The organism is Streptomyces sp. DT2A-34 (assembly GCF_030499515.1).
GTDB lineage: Bacteria > Actinomycetota > Actinomycetes > Streptomycetales > Streptomycetaceae > Streptomyces.
This window is the reverse complement of the sequence record NZ_JASTWJ010000001.1, coordinates 4,268,508-4,288,325: the sequence shown is the minus strand read 5'-3', so window position 1 is coordinate 4,288,325 and position 19,818 is coordinate 4,268,508. Positions and strand designations below refer to the sequence as shown.

12 protein-coding genes and 2 pseudogenes are annotated in these 19,818 nt (G+C 69.1%); 9 read left to right on the top strand and 5 right to left on the bottom strand.

What is annotated here, in order from left to right; translation table 11 throughout:
* Positions 1-310 precede the first annotated feature (310 nt).
* Together QQM39_RS18905 and QQM39_RS18900 are read left to right on the top strand one after the other, a co-directional pair.
* Entirely contained in the window at positions 311-766 is a 456-nt protein-coding gene (locus QQM39_RS18905; RefSeq protein WP_301998128.1) for a hypothetical protein, read from the top strand.
* An 809-nt stretch (positions 767-1,575) separates the two neighbouring features.
* Complete coding sequence (locus QQM39_RS18900; RefSeq protein ID WP_301998126.1) at positions 1,576-6,588, top strand: DUF3320 domain-containing protein; 5,013 nt, start codon at positions 1,576-1,578, stop codon at positions 6,586-6,588.
* A gap of 300 nt (positions 6,589-6,888) precedes the next feature.
* On the opposite strand, the pseudogene QQM39_RS18895 reads toward QQM39_RS18900, so the two are convergent.
* Together QQM39_RS18895 and QQM39_RS18890 are read right to left on the bottom strand one after the other, a co-directional pair.
* Positions 6,889-8,499 (bottom strand): annotated as a pseudogene (locus tag QQM39_RS18895) (tyrosine-type recombinase/integrase); the annotation flags it as partial.
* Positions 8,496-8,834: a hypothetical protein gene (locus tag QQM39_RS18890; protein ID WP_301998124.1), complete on the bottom strand. Its 339-nt coding sequence runs from the start codon at positions 8,832-8,834 to the stop codon at positions 8,496-8,498. The pseudogene QQM39_RS18895 and the gene QQM39_RS18890, both read right to left, overlap by 4 nt.
* Positions 8,835-8,920: 86 nt before the next feature.
* Between QQM39_RS18890 and QQM39_RS18885 the strand changes: the two genes are divergently transcribed.
* A complete protein-coding gene (locus QQM39_RS18885) occupies positions 8,921-9,193 on the top strand; it encodes an MFS transporter (protein WP_302003636.1) in 273 nt (90 codons plus the stop codon).
* Between the two features lie 1,010 nt (positions 9,194-10,203).
* Here QQM39_RS18885 and QQM39_RS18880 read toward each other — a convergent pair.
* Together QQM39_RS18880 and QQM39_RS18875 are read right to left on the bottom strand one after the other, a co-directional pair.
* The gene (locus QQM39_RS18880) at positions 10,204-10,596 is read right to left on the bottom strand and encodes a type II toxin-antitoxin system VapC family toxin (protein ID WP_301998123.1); all 393 of its coding nucleotides are present in this window, start codon (positions 10,594-10,596) and stop codon (positions 10,204-10,206) included.
* Positions 10,593-10,871 (bottom strand): hypothetical protein, encoded by a 279-nt coding sequence (locus tag QQM39_RS18875; RefSeq protein ID WP_301998122.1) that lies wholly within the window; start codon positions 10,869-10,871, stop codon positions 10,593-10,595. Before QQM39_RS18875 ends, QQM39_RS18880 begins: the two co-directional genes overlap by 4 nt.
* A gap of 107 nt (positions 10,872-10,978) precedes the next feature.
* On the opposite strand from QQM39_RS18875, the pseudogene QQM39_RS18870 reads away from it, so the two are divergent.
* Both QQM39_RS18870 and QQM39_RS18865 read left to right on the top strand, forming a co-directional pair.
* Positions 10,979-11,194, top strand: a pseudogene (locus QQM39_RS18870) (hypothetical protein); the annotation flags it as partial.
* 600 nt (positions 11,195-11,794) lie between these two features.
* A complete protein-coding gene (locus QQM39_RS18865) occupies positions 11,795-13,813 on the top strand; it encodes an NB-ARC domain-containing protein (RefSeq protein ID WP_301998121.1) in 2,019 nt (672 codons plus the stop codon).
* Here QQM39_RS18865 and QQM39_RS18860 read toward each other — a convergent pair whose 3' ends face one another.
* A complete protein-coding gene (locus tag QQM39_RS18860; RefSeq protein WP_301998119.1) occupies positions 13,814-15,646 on the bottom strand; it encodes a translation initiation factor 2 in 1,833 nt (610 codons plus the stop codon).
* 105 nt (positions 15,647-15,751) lie between these two features.
* On the opposite strand from QQM39_RS18860, the gene QQM39_RS18855 reads away from it, so the two are divergent.
* From QQM39_RS18855 to QQM39_RS18840, 4 genes are all read left to right on the top strand, one after another.
* Positions 15,752-16,207 carry a hypothetical protein gene (locus QQM39_RS18855; RefSeq protein WP_301998117.1) on the top strand — a complete coding sequence of 152 codons (456 nt, stop codon included), beginning with the start codon at positions 15,752-15,754 and terminating at the stop codon, positions 16,205-16,207.
* A gap of 593 nt (positions 16,208-16,800) precedes the next feature.
* The gene (locus QQM39_RS18850) at positions 16,801-18,558 is read left to right on the top strand and encodes a serine/threonine protein kinase (RefSeq protein ID WP_301998115.1); all 1,758 of its coding nucleotides are present in this window, start codon (positions 16,801-16,803) and stop codon (positions 18,556-18,558) included.
* A 30-nt stretch (positions 18,559-18,588) separates the two neighbouring features.
* Entirely contained in the window at positions 18,589-18,879 is a 291-nt protein-coding gene (locus QQM39_RS18845; protein WP_301994515.1) for a transposase, read from the top strand.
* Entirely contained in the window at positions 18,867-19,808 is a 942-nt protein-coding gene (locus QQM39_RS18840) for an IS3 family transposase (RefSeq protein ID WP_301996157.1), read from the top strand. The genes QQM39_RS18845 and QQM39_RS18840 overlap by 13 nt, the downstream gene beginning before the upstream one ends.
* The last annotated feature ends 10 nt before the right edge of the window (positions 19,809-19,818 follow it).

Below are 19,818 nucleotides of genomic sequence, written 5' to 3'. Positions count from 1 at the left end.
ACGATACCCGGCGTGATGGCCACCTCTGCCTGCTGGGACAGTAGCCTTTGCGGCAGGTCTCGGTGTACGGATCGGAGCGGAACGCTGAGGGGGCGGCAGCGGTAACCCGTGATCGCGGGCCGGTGCGTGGGGTGGATCTGTTCAGCTGCCTGAGCGGTCGGTTGTCCCTTGCCGTTGCCGATGCGCGCTGGGAATGAACGATGCGCAGCCCCTTGTCGGCCACGCCCGGGCGCTGACTACCCAAGTCTCCGTGATCTCTCTACGGTGGCATCAGCGACTTCACGAAGGCACGCGAGACGTAGGGGGCTCTGTGGAAGCTGAGTTGGCGACAGCGGTTTCGACATTGGTCGGACTCATGGTTTCGGACGCTTGGATCCAGGCGAAGGGGCGGGTGGCACGATTCTTCGCGCGCGGTGGCGATGCGACGTCCGTGGATGAGGAACTCCAGCTCTCCCAGGAGGAACTGGTGGCGGCCCGTGCCACTGAGAACGAGGGCGCTGCGGCTGACATCGTGGCCGGGCTGCGGGCGCGCCTGCGCCGGGTACTGCAAGCGGACCCCGGTGCCGGTGAGGAGCTGCGACTTCTGTTCGAGGAACTGGGCGTTGGCGGGGCGAACGCACCGGTTGTCACTGTGCAGAACACCGTCAGCGGCGGTGCGCAGCACATGGTCTTCCAGGGGCAGAACTTCACCGGGCTGACCTTTCACGGCTCTGATGGATCGTCGCCCGTCCCTCACGATCCCGTGCGGGACGCCTCACAGGCGTGAAAGTGGGCCAAGTGGCCGCCTGTCGACATCGCTCCCTCGTTGGGGCAGTGGGCCTCGAACAGAGTCTGGCGCCGGAGCCGGCCGGAGGGGCCGTGTGAGGCGGGGATATGGATGCAGGAGTCCGAGGCGGTCGAGCAGACAGCGGAACCAGTGGAGCGAGTCGTCGCGATCGACGTGAGCAAGGCATCCGGGATGCTGTGTACGTTTGCCGCACGAAAGGATCGAGGGACGTCGCCGACATCGGCGAGGTCTGTGTCGATTACGGCGGAATCGTTGCCTCGAGGGTGACTTCGGAAATGGGATCTGCTGTAGAACGTGCTGTAGGAGTCCCATAATCCGGGTAGCCTCGCCTCTTGTCATCAGCGGTGCCCTCTCCGGTGGCCAGCCGGTGGCCGGACGCCTTTGGACGACGTAATAAGAGGGAGCACAGGTCAAGCAGCCGCACATGCTCTGATCAGGCAGAACATCATTGGGCAGCACGACCAGGCACCACGTAACACGAACGCTCACGGTCTCGTAATGCGTAGGTCTCGGGTTCGAATCCCGAAGGCGGCTCCATCAAACCCCGGGTCAGGTAATCGCTGACCTGGGGTTTTCTGTTGCTCGGCGTATGGCGGGGCACGCGGCCGGGTGTTGCGTGAGCGGAGAGGCTCCGGGCCCTACTCGGCGGGCTTCTTCCGCTTGGCCGTGGTCTACGATTTCGGCTTGGTTCACTACACAGCGTCGCCTGCCGTTGCTGTGAAACCTCATTTACGACAAGAAGAATTGAGACTGGCGTGTCGGGCCGCCAGCACTGAAATAATTCGTGTATGCCCAGTTCGCAATGGACCGGAGCCGCATGGCGGGATAGTAGTGGCCCCGCAGGCGGCAGCGACGCTGCCCTCAACCGGTTGAAGGCCGTTCTGCGTGACTGGCGTAGCTCCCTGCTCGACCTCGGCGGGCGTAACCGTCTGCTGAACTTCCGGCATACGAGGACCGCCACTCTTGAGATCACCGCGCCCGATACCTCCACTGTGCTGGCCGGGCTCCCCCGTGGTTGGTTCTTCGCTCCCATCGCAGATGGTGAACCCGTCGGAAGAAGCGTGGGCGGAGAGGGGGAGGCTCCGGGCGACGGCCGGACGCTCTACGAGTACGACGCTGCCTCCGCGGATGGCGGCCCCGGCCGTGCTTCCGGCCTGGTCACACAGAAGAACACGCAGGCGGGACTGGACGCGTCGCTCTACCAACTGCGCCAGAAGTCAGGCCAGATGTACAACGACTACGGCCTGTGGGTGCTCTGGCTCGGCGTCGGCATGCTGGACTGGCGGGAGGAGGGCGCCGAGGAGACGAGCTCCGCTCCGCTGCTACTCGTACCTGTAGAGCTTCGCCAGGACGGCCGACGCCAGATGCGTCTGCACATGGCGGAGGACCAGGACCGGATCCTCAACCCCGCGCTCGCGGTCAAGCTGGATCGGTTGGGCGTCGACTGGAGGTCGGTCGCCGGCTGTGACGTGGCTGATCCGGGTGCGGTTTTTACTGCCGCTCGGGAGGTCGCGGGAGCACAGGATGGCTGGTCGGTTGACGAGCGCGTGGTGCTTGGCCTCTTCGCCTCGCACAAGGAGGCCATGTACCAGGACCTCCAGCAGAACGAGGAGCGCATCCTCGCTCATCCGCTGGTCCGGGCCGTCGGCCTCGGACCCGACGCGGGGCTGCCAGACGATCTGATCGCTTTCGAGCCGCCTGAGCTCGACCGGATCGACGAGATCCAGCTGCCCGAGCGGACCCCGCTCGTGCTGGACGCGGACTCCTCGCAGCGGCAGTGCATCGCGGCCGCGCTGGAGGGCCGTTCCTTCGTGATGAGCGGTCCGCCCGGTACGGGCAAGAGCCAGACGATCACCAACATGATTGCCGCACTCATGCACGCCGGCCGTTCCATCCTCTTCGTCAGTGAGAAGGCCGCGGCGCTCGATGTGGTCCGCAACAGGCTGCGAGGCGTCGGCCTGGCGGAGTTCGTGATGGCCCTGCACAGCGGAGACACCAGCAAGAAGGCCGTGGCGACGGAGCTCGAACGCGTACTGACCACCGAGGTGCGGATTACCGGTGCGGCTGAGCACGAACTCGATCGGGCCCGTCGGCTGCGCGAGGAACTGTCCGCCTACGCGGCGGCTATGAACCAGACCCGTGACCCGCTCGGCTGTTCCCTCCACGACGTTCTGGGCCGCCTGGTCCTCCTGGAGCAGGCGGACACTCCGCCGCTCACTCTCGGCGCCAGGAGCACGGCCACGGTCCGGCGGCTTAGCGCCGGGGAGTTCCAGGCGCTCATGGAAGCCGCTGGCGCCGTCAGCCGGGCCTGGCGCCCGGCAGCGGAGGGCGAGGCGTTCGTCTGGCGCGGGCTGAAGGGGACCTCCGCCCCTACCACGGCCCTCTCCGAGGCCGCCGACGCGCTTGCGGACCTGCTCACGGCTGCCGAGCGCCGCCCGTTTGCGGCCACGACTTCAGAACCGCGTACCGTGCACGACATACGGCAGACCGTACGGATGCTGGAAGCGGGCTTGCCCGGCCGGGACCATGCCACGGTTGGCTCGGTTGGCGACCTGCCCGGAAGCCTCGCCCAGTTGGCCGAGCTGTTCGGACTACCCAAGCCGGACACATCTCAAGCCGCGTTCGGCCTGCTGGAACTCGCCGATCTGGCCTCCGCAGCGAAGCGGCCGCCTGCGCGATGGTTCGACGAGGAAGGGCTGCGTGAGGCACACCGAGCGGCTCAGGAGCTACGGGACGCGCTTGCCGCCCGCGCCGCCGCCCGTGCGGCAGCGGGGGATGTCTTCGGTGAACAGGTACTGGAGGCCGAGCAGTTGCCCGCGCTGGCAGGGAGGTTCACCGAACAGCATCGAGGCGTGTTCGCGCGTCTGTCCGGCCAGTACCGGGAGGATCGCGCGGCGGTGGCCGCGCTCACGCGCGACGGCGCCTGGGACAAGACGCTGCCCCAGCGCCTCAACGACGCACTGGCCTGGCAGAACACTGCGGCCGAGGTGGCTGGGCTGGTGGCACACCACGAGGCGGCGCTGGGCGGCTACGTCCCCCGCGACGAGGATGAATTGCCCGCCCTGAATGCGGTGCTGGCTGCGGCGGACCGCATCGCTGAACTCACCCACGGGATGGCTCGCCGGGACCTTCTGACCGTCCGCCTGGCCGACGGCACCGAGCCTGACCAGCTTCCGGGGCTGCTGGCCCGTGGCATTCGCGGCGCGCTGGCCGGCTGGTGCGATGAGGCGACGCGACGCGCCGCTCGCTGGTCGGAGTCTTCGACCGCGCTGCACGACCTCTTCGAGGGGTCCCGCCAGGTCCAATTGTCCTTCGCTCTGTTCGGTACCTTCGATCAGGCCCAGCAGGCCGTCGACGAACTCCGGGCCGACCCGCGCGGCCCGGAGGAATGGCAGGCGTATCGCTCCGGACTGGACGTCCTGGCCCATCAGGGTGTCGACGAACTCGTCCCGCGTGCCGTTGAACGAGGCGTCCTGCCCGAGCGGCTGCCTGCGGTCGTAGAGCAGGCGGTGCTGAGGTGCTGGGCCGACGACCTCTTGGCCACGGACACCAGACTCGCCACCACCCGCTCCACGGACCTGGACGCCCGGGTGGCAGACTTCCAGGAGGCCGACCGCCGGCTTGTCGCTGCCGCGAGCGGAGCCGTGATCGAGGCGTGCAACAAGCGCCGACCGCGCCGGTTCAGCGGCGGGGCGGCCGCGGTGATCAAGCGGCAGGCGGAGCTGAAGCGACGCCACATGCCGGTGCGGGAATTGCTCGGCCGGACCCGTGAAGTTGTCCGACTGATCAAGCCGTGCTTCATGATGAGCCCGCTGACGGTGAGCCAGTTCCTGCCCGCGGATTACCATTTCGACGTCGTCATCTTCGACGAGGCATCACAGGTCCGCCCAGCCGACGCCATCAACTGCGTATACCGGGCAGACTCTCTGATCGTGGCCGGCGACGAGAAGCAGCTGCCGCCCACTTCCTTTTTCGACGCGGCGGTCGAGGATGACTCCGACGAGTACGACGAGGACGTCCCCGACACCTTCGAGTCGCTGCTGCATGCCTGCAAGGCGGGCGCTCTGCGAGAACTTCCCCTGCGTTGGCACTACCGCAGCCGTCACGAGGACCTGATCACGTTCAGTAACAGGTCCTTCTACGGCAACTCGATGGTGACGTTCCCGGGAGCAATGGACCACGGCAACGACATCGGCGTCGAGTTCTTCCCCGCACAGGGCGTATATGACCGGGGCGGTCGACGCGACAACCGTGTGGAGGCGGAGTTCATCGCCCGGCGGGTCATCCATCACTTCGACACCCGCCCCGGCCGTACCCTGGGCGTCGTCGCGCTCTCTCAGGCTCAGGCAGCGGCCATCGACCAGGCTGTCCAGCAGGCCCGGCTGCTTCGCCCCGACCTGGACCATTGCTTCACCGAGGACCGGCTCGACGGGTTCTTCGTCAAGAACCTCGAATCCGTCCAGGGCGACGAGCGCGACGTCATGATCATGTCGATCGGATACGGTCCCGATGAGCACGGCAAGTTCGGCACGAACTTCGGGCCGATCAACAAGGGGGGCGGCTGGCGGCGCCTCAACGTCGCTGTCACCCGGGCGCGCTTCCGCATGGAGGTCGTCGCGTCCTTCTGGGGCAGTGGCCTGGCAGACAGTTCGAACGAGAGCGTTCAGCACCTCAAGCGGTATCTCGAGTACGCCGAGAACGGCCACGCCGTTCTCGCGCGGGACGTGACACAGACCGACGCCGAGCCGGACAGCCCCTTCGAGGAGTCGGTCCTGCAGGTGCTGCGCGAGTGGGGCTACCGGGTACAGCCGCAGGTCGGTGTCGCCGGATACCGCATCGATATCGGCGTGCGCCATCCGGAGTTCCCCGGCGCCTACGCGCTCGGCATCGAGTGCGACGGCGCGATGTACCACTCGTCCAGGACGGCTCGGGACCGCGACCGGCTGCGGGAGGAGGTGCTCGCCGGGCTGGGCTGGCGGCTGCACCGTATCTGGGGCACCGACTGGTATCGCGGACGGAATGCCGCCGAGCTGAGACTGCGTGAGGCTGTCGAGTTGGCGGTCGAGCGGGGACCGATGTCGGATCCCGCGTCGGCGGATCCGAGGACAGGCCCGGTCGTGGCCGTCGAGGACGACGAGGCGGAGGACACCTCGGGTACCAGGGCGGTTGCCTTGTCCTCCGAAGTGTCGGCCTCGCCAGGTGCACCGGGACCGGGAAACGGGACCCCGCCGACGGCCCTGGCCCCCGTGGACCATGAACGCGTTACGGTCGACACCGAGCACGACCGGCCGTGGAGCTCCCCGTACGAGACGTGTGAGATGACGGTGTCCTCACCGTACGAACTGCACACCCCGGAGGCCCGGCCCGCGCTGCGCAAGCTCCTGACCAAGCTCATCGGGATCGAGGGCCCCATCCACGAGGAGTTGTTGGTGCAGCGCGCCCGGGAGGCGTGGGGCGTGGCCCGGGCCGGCAACAGGATCCGCGACAACATAAGGGAAGTCGTGCGCGGGCTCATCCGTGCCGGGCAGGTCACGGCCGACGGCCACTTCCTGGACGTGGCAGGCCGGGGGAGCTGGATGCCCGCGCTCCGTTGGAGGGCGACACCCCTCGCAAGGCCGCTCACATCGCTCCGGCCGAGCGGCAGCTGGCGTTGTACGAACTTGCCGCAGAGTGCCCGGGCATGTCGCGGGACGAACTGGTCCGGCACGCAGGCGAGTTCTTCGGCTGGCGCCGCATGGGCCGGGACATTCGCAGCTTCCTGGACTCCGACATCGACGAACTGCACCGGCGGGGCAGGCTGAGGGAGGTGAACGGGCACATTACGGCGGCCGGGTGACAGAAACCGAAGCGACCGCCCGGGCCACGTTGCGGCCCGGGCGGCAGTTGAAGGACCAGCCGACGCGCTCGTAAGACGATGTTCGATAGCACCGCTCAGCACCATCTGGAATGATCTTGCAGGCCCTCGTATGCGCAGGTCTCTGGTTCGAATCCCAAAGGCACAGTCGCTGACCTGGGATTTTCTGTTGCTCCGGGCATGACGCATTCACCCGGTCGGGGCGCTGTGGGATTGCTTGCGTGAGAAGAGGGGGCCTCGGCCCTACTTTCTTAGGCTTCTTCCGCTTGGCCTTCTTCTTGCCCTCGGCCTGGGCCTTCTTGGCGCGCTGGGCCTTCTTCCGGGCCTTCTCCGCCTTGCGTGCGGCCTCTTCAGCTTTCGCCCTGCGCTGGAGCGGGACCAGCTTGGCCGTGGCCTCGGCGGCGCTCTTTCCGACGTGGGGGAGGACGCTCTGATAGATGTCCCGGGTGATCCGGGTGTCGCTGTGCCCGAGGGTGTCCGACACGATCTTGATGTCGATGTCGGCGGCCAGCATGAGGGTGGCAGCACCGTGGCGCAGGTCGTGGAGCCGGATCGGCGGGAGGCCGGAGGCGGCGACGAGGCGCTCGAAGAGGTCGGTGACCTTGCCGGGGTGCAGCCAGGAGCCGTCCTCCTGGGTGAAGACGTGCCCGGTGTCCACCCAAGCCGATCCCCACTCCTTGCGGTCCGCGTCCTGTCGTTCGCGGTGTCGCTTCAGGACGTTGACGGTGTCGTCGTCGAGCGCGACGACGCGGTATCCGCTGTCGGTCTTGGGGTCGGATGCCTCGATCTCCCAGCCGTCCTGTACGAGCTGGGAGGAGACGGTAAGGGAGTGGGTGTCGAGGTGCGTCTCGGACCATGGCTGCCCGCACGCCTCACCACGGCGCAGGCCACGGAAGGCGATCAGGTGCCACATCGTGTACAGCCGGTCGTCGGCGACGAAGTCGAGGAAGGCGCCGGTCTGTTGGGGCGTCCAGACCATCACGGGCGACGGCTTCTCGCCCGGCTGCTCCCACTTGGCGACCCGCTCGTCCGTCCACACCAGCGCCTTCGGCTTGCGTACGGGATCGATCTCGACGTGAGCGGCTGGGTTGAAGGTGATGATCTGCTGCCCGATCGCGTCGTTCAGGGCCGCGCGGAGCGTGGCTTTGACGTGCAGGCGCGTGGCGGGGCCGGTAACGCGAGGGAAGGGCGGCATCTCGTCGATCGCGGCCTTCATCGCCTTGCGCCGGGCTCGGTTCTCCGCGCCCTTCCACGGCACGGTCGCCAGTTCGTCGATCGCGGCTCGCCGTTGAGCGTTCTGCTCCAGGATCTGGGCGTTGGCGTCGCGGATCTCCGTGAACATCTCGCTGAGGTGGCTGACGCGCAGCCGGTCGAGGCGCCGGTGCCCGATGTGCGGCTTGAGGTGTACGCGGATATCGGTCTCGTAGCGGCTCAGGCCGGACTTGCGTATGCGCTTGCCCGCCAGCCACCGGTCGAGCCACTCGCTCACGGTCAGGCTGCCGATGAGGTCCTGGCCGGCGTTGAGGCGCCGCCGGGTCTCCTCGACGTCGGGCAGGGGAGTCTTCTCGCTGCTGACTTCCGTCAGCATGGCGGCGATCAGTTCCGTGCCCTCGGGATCGTCCGACTCGGCCAGGCCGAGGAGGGCGCGGACGTGGTCGAGGTCGGCCTGGGCGGCCTTGCGGCTGTCGTAGCCGCCACGAGCGAAGGACCGCCTGGTGCCGTCTTCGCGGGGCGGCAGCTCCTGGCGTATGGAGTAGGTGCAGTGGTTCCTGCTGTTGCGCTTGGGGCAGGCCGTGCCGAGTTCCTTGCCGGTCTTGGGGTCGCGGCAGGAACAGCGGCGGTAGGTGGAGCCCTTCAAAGATCGTTCTCCTCGGTGGTGTCCGTATCAGGCGGGTCGACGTCGGCGAGCGGTGAAGGCAGGTGGGGTGGGATGCCGCCGCCTTCGCGGATGGCGTCGCGGTGATGGAGCAGCTCGCTCTTGGCTTTGACTGCCTGGTCGGCGTATCGGGCCAAGGCGCGCTCGGCAGCTTCCCGTTGGACGCGATTGGCGGCGGTCTTGACCTTCCAGCGTTCGTAGTCCTCGCTCTCCACGGCGGCCAGGGCCGAGCGGAGTTCGAGGTCGTGGGCCAGGAAGTGGTCGAGCATGTAGTCGGTGGCGCCCTCGGCGGGTGAGTTGCCGGTGAACCACTGCAAGGCGTCCCAGGTCGGTCGCGGGTCCTCGTAGGGGAGTTGGCGGACCTCGGCGACGTAACCGACGGGGTAATCAGCCCCCTGGTGCGCTGTCGCTCCTGGGCCAAGGGTTCCCCGACACCGCGCGCCGGGCGGAGATCATTGGCCTGTGGGGAGCGGTGACCGCGCTCGCCGTCGTCGCAGGCCCCCTGCTGGGCGGCGCCCTCACCGACGGCTTCGGCTGGCCCGCGATCTTCCTGATCAATCTGCCCCTGGGTGTCATCGCGCTGGTCACCGGGCTCCAAGGGGATCCAGGAGTCGGCCGACCCGGAGTGCGCGGCGGCCGACCCGTACGGACAGGTGCTCGGTGTTTGTCTGGCTGAGTGCCTACCTGCGCCGTCATCGAGGCCGGTCGCCGTGGTTGAACGGAGCCCCAGGTACTGGTCCTGTTCGCGGTCGCGGCTGTCGAGTTCCCCGCTTTCGTACTGGTCGAAGGTGATCCGAGCGCACCATGCTGCCCGTCTCGCTGTTCAAGGACCGGCGGTTCACCATCGTCAACACCGCCTCCCTCATCCTGGGATTCGGCGCCCGTACGGCACCTTCTACCTGCTGTGCCTCTACCTGCAGCAGGTCCAGGGGACGTCGGCGGTTGTGACCGGCGTGAAATTTCTGCCCGACTCCAGCGCCATCGGTCTGGCGTCCACTCAGGCCGGCCAGCTGACGGCGCGCTTCGGCTCGTGCGGCTCCTGCTCGCCGGTACGGCCTCATCAGTATCGGCCTGCTCGCGCCGCTCGGCCTGTCACCCGACACCGGGTACGGCCGGATCGCCGCCGTCTTCGCGGTCCTGGGAGCGGGCATCGGCCCTGCTATCACGCTCACGAACGCCGCAGCGCTCTCGACAGTGCCGCGCCAGCCGTCCGGGGCGGCCGCCGCCATGGTCAACGCGACGCGACAAGCCGGAACAGCCATCGGTAGCGCCGTCCTCGGATCCCTGCTGACCACCCACGCCACGAACTCGCTCGCCGACGATCTGGCGGGCACAGCACAAGGCGGCGACGCGCTCGACGCGGCGGCCACCGTGATGGCCCGGCACTGCACGGCCCGAGGGGCTCTCCGTCTCAGCCAATCGCGTGCACGGACTGTTCGCCGACGCGTTCGCGGGCGGACCGCATCTCAGCCTCCTGGTCGCGAGCATCGCGACCCTGCTGGCCACCGCCGCGGTGGCGCTCTTCCTGCCACGACAGCAATCACAGCCCAGGCCCACTGCGCCGTAGCATCCGTCCGGGCAGCGCTCCACCACGTGAGCCGGAGCCCCCAAGCTGCCCCGGTCAGGATTCCCCCGCTTGGCCGGAGTCTGTTCTTGCCCGCAGGGGCCATCCTGCCTCGCACCGTGTCAGATCTTGATGACGTGGACCCCCGGGCCGCACAACATGTGGAGATCCTCGGGGTCGGACGTCACGACGGTCACGGGGGCGGGTGAGGCGAGTGCGGTGGCCGCGACGATCGCGTCGATGGCGTACTTGTGGCCGTGCAGGCCGGCTGCGGCGAGGAGTTTGCTGGCGTGGCGGGCGATGGCTTCGGTGGGCGGGATGATGTTGACGCGGGAGACGGCGTAGTCGAAGCGGGCTTGGTTGGTTTTGGGGTCGCGGGCTTCGACGAGGGTGACGGAGCTGGTGATGACGCGGATGTCCTCGGCCTCGGCGGCAGCCAGCCATTCGGTGAGCTCGGGGGTGCGTCGTACGAGTTTGGACAGGCCTTCGTAGTCCAGGACGAGGGTGCCGCTCATGCCGCGTCAGCCGAGCCGGCTGCGTCGCTGCGCAGGAGCGCCCGCTTGGCCTCGACCGCTGCCTGATCCACCGGCCCGTGCTCGGTCTCCGCGTCTTCGATGAGTTCGCGCAGCCGGTCGCGTTCGAGTTGGCGCTGGATGAGGGCTTCGACGTAGGCGGACATGCCGCGTTTGCCGGTGCGTGCCTTGAGTGCCGTGATGGTGCCTTCGTGGAGGGAGACGGAGACCGGGCGGACGGGGCCTTCGCCGGGAGCGGGGTCGGGGGTGGTGGCCATGGAGCCATATTAACAAAACTCTTGTTATTGGGTGGGGTGTTCTGCGGCGTTGACGGCTTGACCGGAGGCAGGTGGCGGATTGCCTCGCGGGGTACAGATCCTCCGTGATCACCAAGCGCGACGATGCGACCCGTGGGCTGACGCGCGAGGAACTGCTCGCGCCGCCCGCGGCCGTGGACCTGGAGACGGCGAACCGCGCGCTGTCCCCCAGCCGTACCACGGGATACGACCTTGCCAAGCGCGGCTGGTACCCGTGCACGGTCCTGCGTCTGGGCAACGCCTACCGGGTCGTCACCGCCGACTTGCTCAAGCTGCTCCACATCGACGTACCCGAGCGCGCAGGCATCGGAGAGGAGGCGGCTGCGACACTCGGGGCGGAAGTGGGCGGCTTCTCGTTGAGCTGCTGTTGTTGCTGTGTGCGCCGCTGTGATCGTCGGCGTGAGAGGTGTGAGCGAGGAGCCTGCGAGTGATGGCCATCGTCTCGTATGTGTGATCTCGACAAGCCGTGCCACCATGGTGTCGCCAAGGAGCTGTGCGGGCCGGTTCATCGGATTGCCAGGGGGCGGGGGCGCAAGGGGAGCGCGGACGCCTGTGGACGGTGCGACACGGCATACGAGCAGCGGGACCGTGATCGGCACGCTGATCTGCAAAAACACGATCTGATGCGACCACGAGGAACACTCCATCACGATCTCTGTCGCCCCCGTAATGCGTAGGTCTCGGGTTCGAATCCCGAAGGCGGCTCCACTGAGGTAAGGGACGCGACTGCACCGATCACCGTCAGCCCTGGACCCGTCGCCTCGTGCGGAGGCCCGGGGCTTTCGGGTCTTCGGCTGCACCGGACGTCGGGCGGTGAAAGTCTCTAGAGTGCATGATCGTCAGGCAGTGCATGGAGTGCGCTGTGGATGGTCGAAGGGGCTGTTGTGAGGGTTGAACTTCCGCCGGAGCCGGTGTACTTCGTCAACCGTGACGAGGAGCTGGAGCGTGCCCTGCGTGCGGTGGCGGAATGGCGGAGCCGTTCGCGTCCGCTGGTTCTCGCGCTGAGTGGACCGGGCGGTCTGGGGAAGACGGAGCTGGCCGGCCTGATCGCCCGCTCTCTGCTCGACCGCTACCCCTTTACCGATGGTGTGCTGTCCGTCGACCTCGACGACTTCCGGGACGGCGACGTGCTGGACCCCGGTGATGTGCTCACCCAGTTGCTGAGCTCGCTCGACGTGGAGCCGGACCAGGTGCAGGCCTCGTACGCGGCCCGGTGCAGGCAGTACTGGAACAGGACCGCCGAGGCGAAGATGGTCCTTCTGCTGGACAACGCGCGTTACGCCTCGGAGGTCGTGCCCCTGCTTCCGGCGTCGGGGGGCAGCGTGGTGATCGTCACGAGCCACGGTCCGCTCCGCGAATTCGAGGCGGGTGCCGCGGTGGAGTTGGCGCTGCCGCCACTGGAGGAGCGGGCCGCGACGGAACTGCTGGAGCTGATCGTCCGTGACCATCGGCTGGCCGCGGACCCGGAGGCGGCGCGGGCGGTGATCCGGTTGTGCGAGGGCCTTCCCGCGGCGCTGCACGTGGCGGGCCGGTGGGTGCGCACGCACCGCCTGCGTCCGCTCTCTCGTCTCATCGCCGATCTCCGGGCCCAGTTGGACGAGAAGGGCGTGGCCGGCGTGGAGTACATGTGGGACACGGCGTACGCCGATCTGTCCCGCCCGGCGGCCCTGCTCTACCGGTTGCTGCCGCACCATCCCGGCGAGACGTTCACGCACCACTCCGCCACCGCTCTGTCGGGGCTGGGGCCGGAGGCATGCCAGGACGCCCTGGAGGAGCTGGACCGGGCCGGATTACTGGACCTGCGTCTGTTGTCGCTGACGGAGGCCGGTCAGATGAGGCTGCCGGGGCCGCTGCGGGCGCACGCGCTGCGGCGGTCCCGCCGGGAGACGGCCGACGGGGAGGTGGCCGAGGCGCAGGTGCGGCTGGTGCGCTGGTTCGTCCGGCAGGCTCAGCTGGCCGACCGGTTCGCCGCCGGCCGTCGGCTGACCGTCGTGGATCTTCTCGATCCTGTTCCTGGGGTGCCGGATGTTTCGCTGGAGGATCCGCAAGCGGCCGCGAGCCGCGAAGTCCGGGCTCAGCGTGCCGAACGCGCCGCCCGCTGGCTGGACGAGGAACGCCATGTGCTGTTCGCGTGCGCGCGCCTGGCCCACGGCCGTGCGATGGACACCGAGGTCGTGGCCCTGTCCGAGCCGGTGTGGACGCATGCCCTGGACCATCCCCACCAGTCCGAGGTCATCGAGGTCTTCCGGCTCGCCGTCGACTCGGCGGTCCGGCACGGGGGAAACGCCGGGTGGTTGATGCGCACGCGCTGCCAGTTGGCCCGGCCGCTGTGGGAGGCGGGAGAGTTCGGCGAGGCCGAGGCTCAGCTCGACAGCGCGATGTCCGCTCGTGAACTGCTGGGAGACTCCGAACGGGACCGCAAGCTCGCCGCGTCGGCCGTGGAGCACTGCGGCATGCTCAAGGGCGCACGGGGCGAGTGGAGCGCGGCTCTGGCCGATTTCGCCGACTCCCGCGATATGCACCGGGCGATCCCCAACCCTTACGGCGTCCTTCTCCAGACGTATCGGATGGGAGAGGCGAGTGCCAAGGTGGGAGACCTTGAGGCAGCGCAGCGTCTGTTGTCCGAGGCGCACAGCGGGTTCGTGGCACAGCAGCGCGAGAGGCTGATCGGACGCTCGGCGCTCGGCCTCGCCGGTGTCCTGCACCAGCTCGGTCGCACGGTCGAGGCCAGGGAGCTGTACGAGCAGGCGCTGGCGCGGGCCGACCGGCGCCGGGCCGGCATCGACCGCGCGCGCGTCCACGAGGCTCTCGCCGAACTGGACACGGCCGAAGGGAACTTGGCGGAGGCCGAGGAACACCGCACGGCGGCTCTGGCCCTTCGGCGGCGCAACGGACTGGTTTAGTCAGATCACCTGGCTTGCTTCGGTGTCCGTGGCCGGTCGGAGAGTGATGCGGAAACTCCGGTCTGCGATCAGGCAGTTCAGCTCGGTGCGGGGGCCGGGGGCGGGCTGAGGGGAGACCAGCCGGGCGTACACGGCCGACAGCGCGATGGCCGGGTCGATCCGTGCGACGCGGCCGGTCTCGGACCGAGGGTCGATCTGGACGGCGTACGGCTGCTCATGGCCGCGGATTCTGATCAGGCATCCGCCGGACGGCAGCAGCGCTGCGGCCGAACGGCAGCCGGGGTAGGCGGAGAGCGCGTGCCTTGTCCATCCGTCGGAGGTCCAAGCGAGGTCCACGGGGGCAAGGGGGGTCATGGGGGCTGTGTGGCTTACGGGGGCATTGGGCGGCGGCAGCGGGCGGCGGTACAACAGGCCCGCGGAACGGGTGAGTCGTTCGTCCGCGGCGCCGTGCTCCACCGCCAAGTGGTGGCCGGGCAGGCCCGTGCCGGCCGGGTGCCGGGTGATTCGGACACCGGCCCCAGTGGTCTCGACATGGACGTCGAACGCCGCGGGCACACGCTTGGCGGGCGCAGGCTCGGGCAGCAGCCGGGGGGTGAGGCCGTGAGTGGGTGGTGCGAGAGCGAGCAGGGCGTAGGCCTCGGTTCGCAGGCGGTCAACGGCATCACCGGGGGTCGAGAACGCGGCCTGAGCGGCGGTGTGCGCGGGACCCGGGCGGTACGCCCGCAGCGCGTCGATGATGTCCGCTCCGCGTTCCAACTGCGGTACGTCGGTGAGGAGTACGTCCATGGGGCTGCCGGGGATCAGCTCGCCGCCACCCGGGTGGACGCTCACGATGGGGCGGTCCTGGGCGGCGCAGTAGTACAGGGCGGCTGATCCGTGGTCGGTGACCAGGGCGTCGGCGGCGATCAGGACGGAGGCCCACTCCTCGTGCGGATCCGGGAGGACCATTCCCGCGTCGAGGGCGGGCGCCAGGCGTTCGGTGAGCTCGTACGTGCCGAGCAGGCTGCGTTCGTTGGGGTGGACCACCAGCGCCAACTGGTATTCGTCGTAGGGCAGTTGGGCCGCCAGTCGGGCGGGCAGGCCGGGGCGTTGCCGGATGAGGGAGTCGGGTCCCCATGTGGAGACCAGGACCAGCAGCTTGCGGGCTCCGGTGCCCAACGCCGACCGGTAGCGGTCGCGGAGGGGCGCCGAGGCGAGGACGCGTTCGAGAGTGAGGTCGCCGATCACCTTCGCGTTGCGGGCGGCCTGTGGATTCGTGGCGGCAAGTCTGGCGACCTGATCGGGGTGGGCCAAGGCGTGCAGTGCTATCGGGGCGTCGTGGTCGGTTCGTCGCAGATAGGCCGGGTCCAGCCCGGAGGCCGAGTCGGCCGAACCTTCGTCGGGGAGCGACTTGTTGAAGCCCGCGCCGTGCGGCAGGAGGACGTGAGGGCCGCGCAACAGCCTCAGGTCGCCCTTGGGGCTCGCGGCGACGACCAGGTCGTGGGTGCGCTCGCAGGCTTCGCTCCACGGCACCGTACGGCCTCCGACGGCGTCGATCGCGGTGAGCGCGTCGGCTCCGAAGTCCGAGCCGGGGACGAGGGTGAACAGGCGGGTGATCCGGTCGTCACCGGAGAATATGGGGAGGACATCCAGCAGGCGATAGAGGGCTACCGCCGATCGAGCCGCGAACAGGACCGTTCGCCCGTCGCCCGTCGCCCGTCGCCCGTCGCCCGTCGCCCGTCGCCCGTCGCCCGTCGCCCGTCGCCCGTAAGTGTCCAGCCTACCGGTAGTCGGCGGGCGGAAACGGCTGTTTTCGCAGGTTGGGGCGGGTTTGTTCGCGTCGTCGGGCGACATGATCCGATCCTATCGCGCGCCGTTCGGAGGTCGCCGAGAGTGATCCACGCCGCACATCGGGCAAGGGTGGTGTGGCATGTCGTGGCTGGTCGCGAGGATGGCGGCATGAGTGACTGGGGAATCGCGCTGATCGCCGCGGGATCGGCGATCGCGGGCAGTGTTGTGACCGGCTGGTACACCCGCAGTGCCGGCATCCGGCAGGCCGCTGCGGCACGCCACGCGGGCGACCGTCAGGCGGACGCGCTGCTCGAGTCGGTTCGCATGACGCTCCGCGCCGAGGCCGGCCACCGCGAGTTCGCCCTCCGCCGCCAGACCTACGCGGAGTTCCTCGGGGCCGCAGAGGCCAGGATCCTCGCCGAACGCAACGGGCGGGGGCGGGGCGACGACGACGTCCTGCTGCAACGTGCCTTGGGCGGGGTGCTCCTGGAAGGCCCGTCCGACGCTGCCGCGGCGGCACAGCACCTCGTCGACTGTCTGCGACGCCATGAGAGGCCGGACGAACTGAAACAGGCGAAGCTGGCCTTCGTCTCGGTGGCCCAGGAGTGCTGCCGGTCCCGGTGACTCTTTCTGGCGGCACGTGCGGGGAACGGCGGGGGGATGTGGCAGGGGTGACCCGTGGGGGGGAAAACGGGCGGGGTGGGCGAGTAAGAGAAGAGGACGACACCTCACAGGCGCCCCTAATGGTCCAGGTGCCTGCGTCGGCCTTGTTGCCCGTCGTCGGTGTGTGGCGCTGTGCGGCGCTGGTCGCCAGCCTTCGGAGCGGGTGTCCTGTCGGTGGGCGGATGCTGTAACGCAGTCCTCGAGGGTCGCGGTCGGGCCGTGGGCCGAGGGTGGTGGGATGTTCGTTCTGTGATGCGTCCGGAGGTCGCCGTGGCGGTCTTGCCGAGGTGGGCGCGCTCCTCTCGTGTGGAGCCGGTGGCCGACCGCGTCAGGACAGCCCCTAGTCCCGTGGCGGATCCGCACACGGCCGCGAGCGCGCCGACGGAGCTGTACGTTCCGTCCCCGTGCGGCTGATCGAGCAGCGTGAGGCCGACGTGATCGCCACCGTGGCTCGTCGGCTCGGAATCCCAGGGGCCCGTCAACTCGCCGCCCCCGGACAGCCCGTTAGGCTGCCATGCGCACACGGGAAACCAACCTCGAGGCGGGCAGTGGCAGTGACGGGGGAGAGTCGTGCGAAGGGTGACGGCAGGCTGATCGCCGGCCGGTACCGGACAGTGGAGCGGCTGGGACGCGGTGGCATGGGCACCGTATGGCGGGCCGTCGACGAGACCCTCGGCCGGCAGGTCGCGGTGAAGGAGCTCCGCGACTTCGCCGACGAGCACGACGGGCACGACGCGGACAGGCTGGCCGGGCTGCGGCTGCGCATGCAGCGCGAGGCCCGTGCGGCGGCCCGGATACAACATCCCGGCGTGGTGGCCGTGCACGACGTCACCGATCACGAGGGCCACCCCGTCATCGTCATGGAGCTGATCGAGGGCGCTTCGCTGGACGACGTGATGCGTCGGCAGGGCGCCCTCGATCCCCGGCACGCGGCCGAGATCGGCGCCAAGGTCCTCGACGCCCTGGCCGCCGCCCACCGGGCCGGCGTACTCCACCGCGATGTGAAGCCCGCCAACATCCTGCTCGAACATGGCGGACGGGTGGTGCTGACCGACTTCGGCATCGCGGCCATCGACGATCCCGGCGACGACGCCGACACCCACCTCACGCGCAGCGGTGAACTCGTCGGCTCCCTCGACTACCTCGCGCCCGAGCGGGCCCGCGGGGAGCAGCCGGGCCCGCCTTCGGACGTCTGGTCACTGGGCGCCACCCTGTACGCCGCCGTCGAGGGCGGTACCCCCTTCCGCCGCACCTCCACCTGGTCGACCATCACCGCGATCGTCACCGAACCGCTGCCCGAGCCGCGCCGGGCCGGCCCGCTCACCCCCGTCCTGCACGGGCTGCTGGCCAAGGACCCCGCGTCCCGCCCGGACGCGGCGCAGGCGGCACAGCTCCTCAGCGCGATTGCCACGGGCCGGCCCCTGCCGCCCGCGTCCCCCGACGCACCCGGCACCGGCGCCGCGCAGCCCGACCCAGCAGTCACGATGCGCCTCGGCCGCTCCGTCCCGTCGGCGCAAACGCCCGAGACGCCCGAGAAACCCCAGACGCCCGAGGCACCATCAGCGGGACCGTTCGGCCCGTTCGGCCCGCCGCCCGTCCTGAGCCGCGATGCCGGTCCGTTCCGGACGCAGCCCCACACAGCGGACGCCGACGAAGGAGCCCCCGCCGGTCCTCGGTCGCGCCGCGGCCGTTCACTGACGATCGCCGCGGCCGCGCTCGCGGTGCTCCTCATCGGCGGCGGCGTCACCTACCTGGCCGTCGGCGCCGGCTCCGACGACAACGACGGCAAGGACGCGGCCGCCGCCTCCGCGGCCGAACGCGCATCGGCCGAGGGGGATGACAACACCCCGTCGCAGCAGCCCGGCAGCGCTCGTGCGAGCAAGTCCGGTGGCAAGGACGGCAGGGACGGCAAGGGTGACAAGGAGGGGAACGAGGCGGGAGATCAAGGCAAGGCCGTGGCAGATCCCGCGCAGAGCCCGGCGCCTTCGGCCAACTCCCCTGATTCCTCCGCCTCCTCCGACGAGACGGAGGCGGCCCCGAGCGCCTCGGCCTCCGAAGCGACGGGGAGTGGGCCGACGTACCGGCTCGTCAACGCGAAGAGCGGGAAGTGTCTGTCCCTCGACAACGGCGGCAGCGCGGCAAACGGCACCAGCGCCATCCAGTGGGCCTGCAACGGGGGCGACGAGCAGCGGTGGTACTGGGCCGGCCCCTCGTCCAACATGCTCAAGAACGTCAAGACCGGTAAGTGCCTGTCCATCGCGGACCACGGCAGCACCGCCAACGGCGCCCGTGACCTTCCCCTCGTAGCGTAGAGATCGTGACTGCAGGGGAAGTTGGGAGTCATGGCGGAGAAGAGGCGGAAGTTCGACGCAGAGTTCCGTGAGGGGGCTGTACGGATCGTGACCGAGACCGGGAAGTCGGTCGCGCAGGTTGCGAGGGACCTGGGGATCAACGAGACGACGCTGGCGAGCTGGGTGTCGCGGGCTCGGAGGTCCGCCGGGGCCGGGGCGGTGGGCGAGAGCGAGGAGCTCGCGCGGCTGCGGCGGGAGAACGCCCAGTTGAAGAAGGACGTCAAGGAGCTGGGGATGGAGCGCGATGTCCTCAAACGCTGCATGGTCTTGTGGGTGAAGTAGCTGAGGCGGACCCGGCGGTGCTCGTCGGGGTGATCAGTGACCAGAAGACCGTGCACAACATTTCGCACCGCATCTCCTGCCGGGCACTGGGTGTGTCGGAGGCGTGGTTCTACAAGTGGCGCCGTCGGCCCGATGAGCCGACGAAACGCGAGATCAGACGGGGTGAACTGGCCGAGCGGGTCCGCTACTTCTTCGACCGCTCGGGCAAGACGTACGGTTCGCCGCGGATCACGCTGGATCTGTGGGAGGAGGGCTGGCAAGTATCGCAGAACACCGTCGCCGAGATCATGGCCGAACTCGGTCTGCAGGGCCGCAAACCGCCACGCCGACGCCGTTCGCTGACCCGTCCCGGCAAGCGGAAAACCGCTGGTGACCTGGTACGGCGCAAGTTCGACGCGATCGCGCCCGACGTTTTGTGGTGGGGCGACATGACGGAGATCGACACCGGTGAGGGCAAGCTCTACCTCGCCTCTGTCCACGACGCCTTCTCCCGCCGGGCCCTGGGCTACGCGATGGGTCGGCGGCATGATGCCGCGCTGGTCAGCGCAGCCCTGCAGATGGCGATCGCAACGAGAGGCGGCCAGGTCGACGGCGTCATTTTTCACACGGACCGCGGCAGCGAGTACACGTCCGAGGCGTTCCAGCAGTTGTGCGGCCGGTGGGGCGTGGTGCAGTCGATGGGACGCGTCGGGTCGGCCCTGGACAACGCCGCCGCGGAGTCGTTCCACTCGGTCCTCAAGGTCGAGTACGTCCACCGGCACACCTTCGCCACCCGAACCGAGGCGAGGCTGAAGACCGCCACCTGGATCGCGGACTTCTACAACACGAAACGGCGACACAGCGCGGCCGGCGGGAAACCGCCCGTCGAGTTCGAACGGATCATCCAGCAAGCGCGGACCCGGACCGATCAGGAGAGCCGGACCGCATAACCAACGTCTC

Bases quoted from the DNA above. Each gene is read 5' to 3' on its own strand.
- QQM39_RS18900 (WP_301998126.1), top strand. From the start codon at position 1,576: ATGCCCAGTTCGCAATGGACCGGAGCCGCATGGCGGGATAGTAGTGGC.
- QQM39_RS18880 (WP_301998123.1), bottom strand. From the start codon at position 10,596: ATGAGCGGCACCCTCGTCCTGGACTACGAAGGCCTGTCCAAACTCGTA.
- QQM39_RS18875 (WP_301998122.1), bottom strand. From the start codon at position 10,871: ATGGCCACCACCCCCGACCCCGCTCCCGGCGAAGGCCCCGTCCGCCCG.
- QQM39_RS18860 (WP_301998119.1), bottom strand. From the start codon at position 15,646: ATGTCGCCCGACGACGCGAACAAACCCGCCCCAACCTGCGAAAACAGC.
- QQM39_RS18855 (WP_301998117.1), top strand. From the start codon at position 15,752: ATGAGTGACTGGGGAATCGCGCTGATCGCCGCGGGATCGGCGATCGCG.
- QQM39_RS18845 (WP_301994515.1), top strand. From the start codon at position 18,589: ATGGCGGAGAAGAGGCGGAAGTTCGACGCAGAGTTCCGTGAGGGGGCT.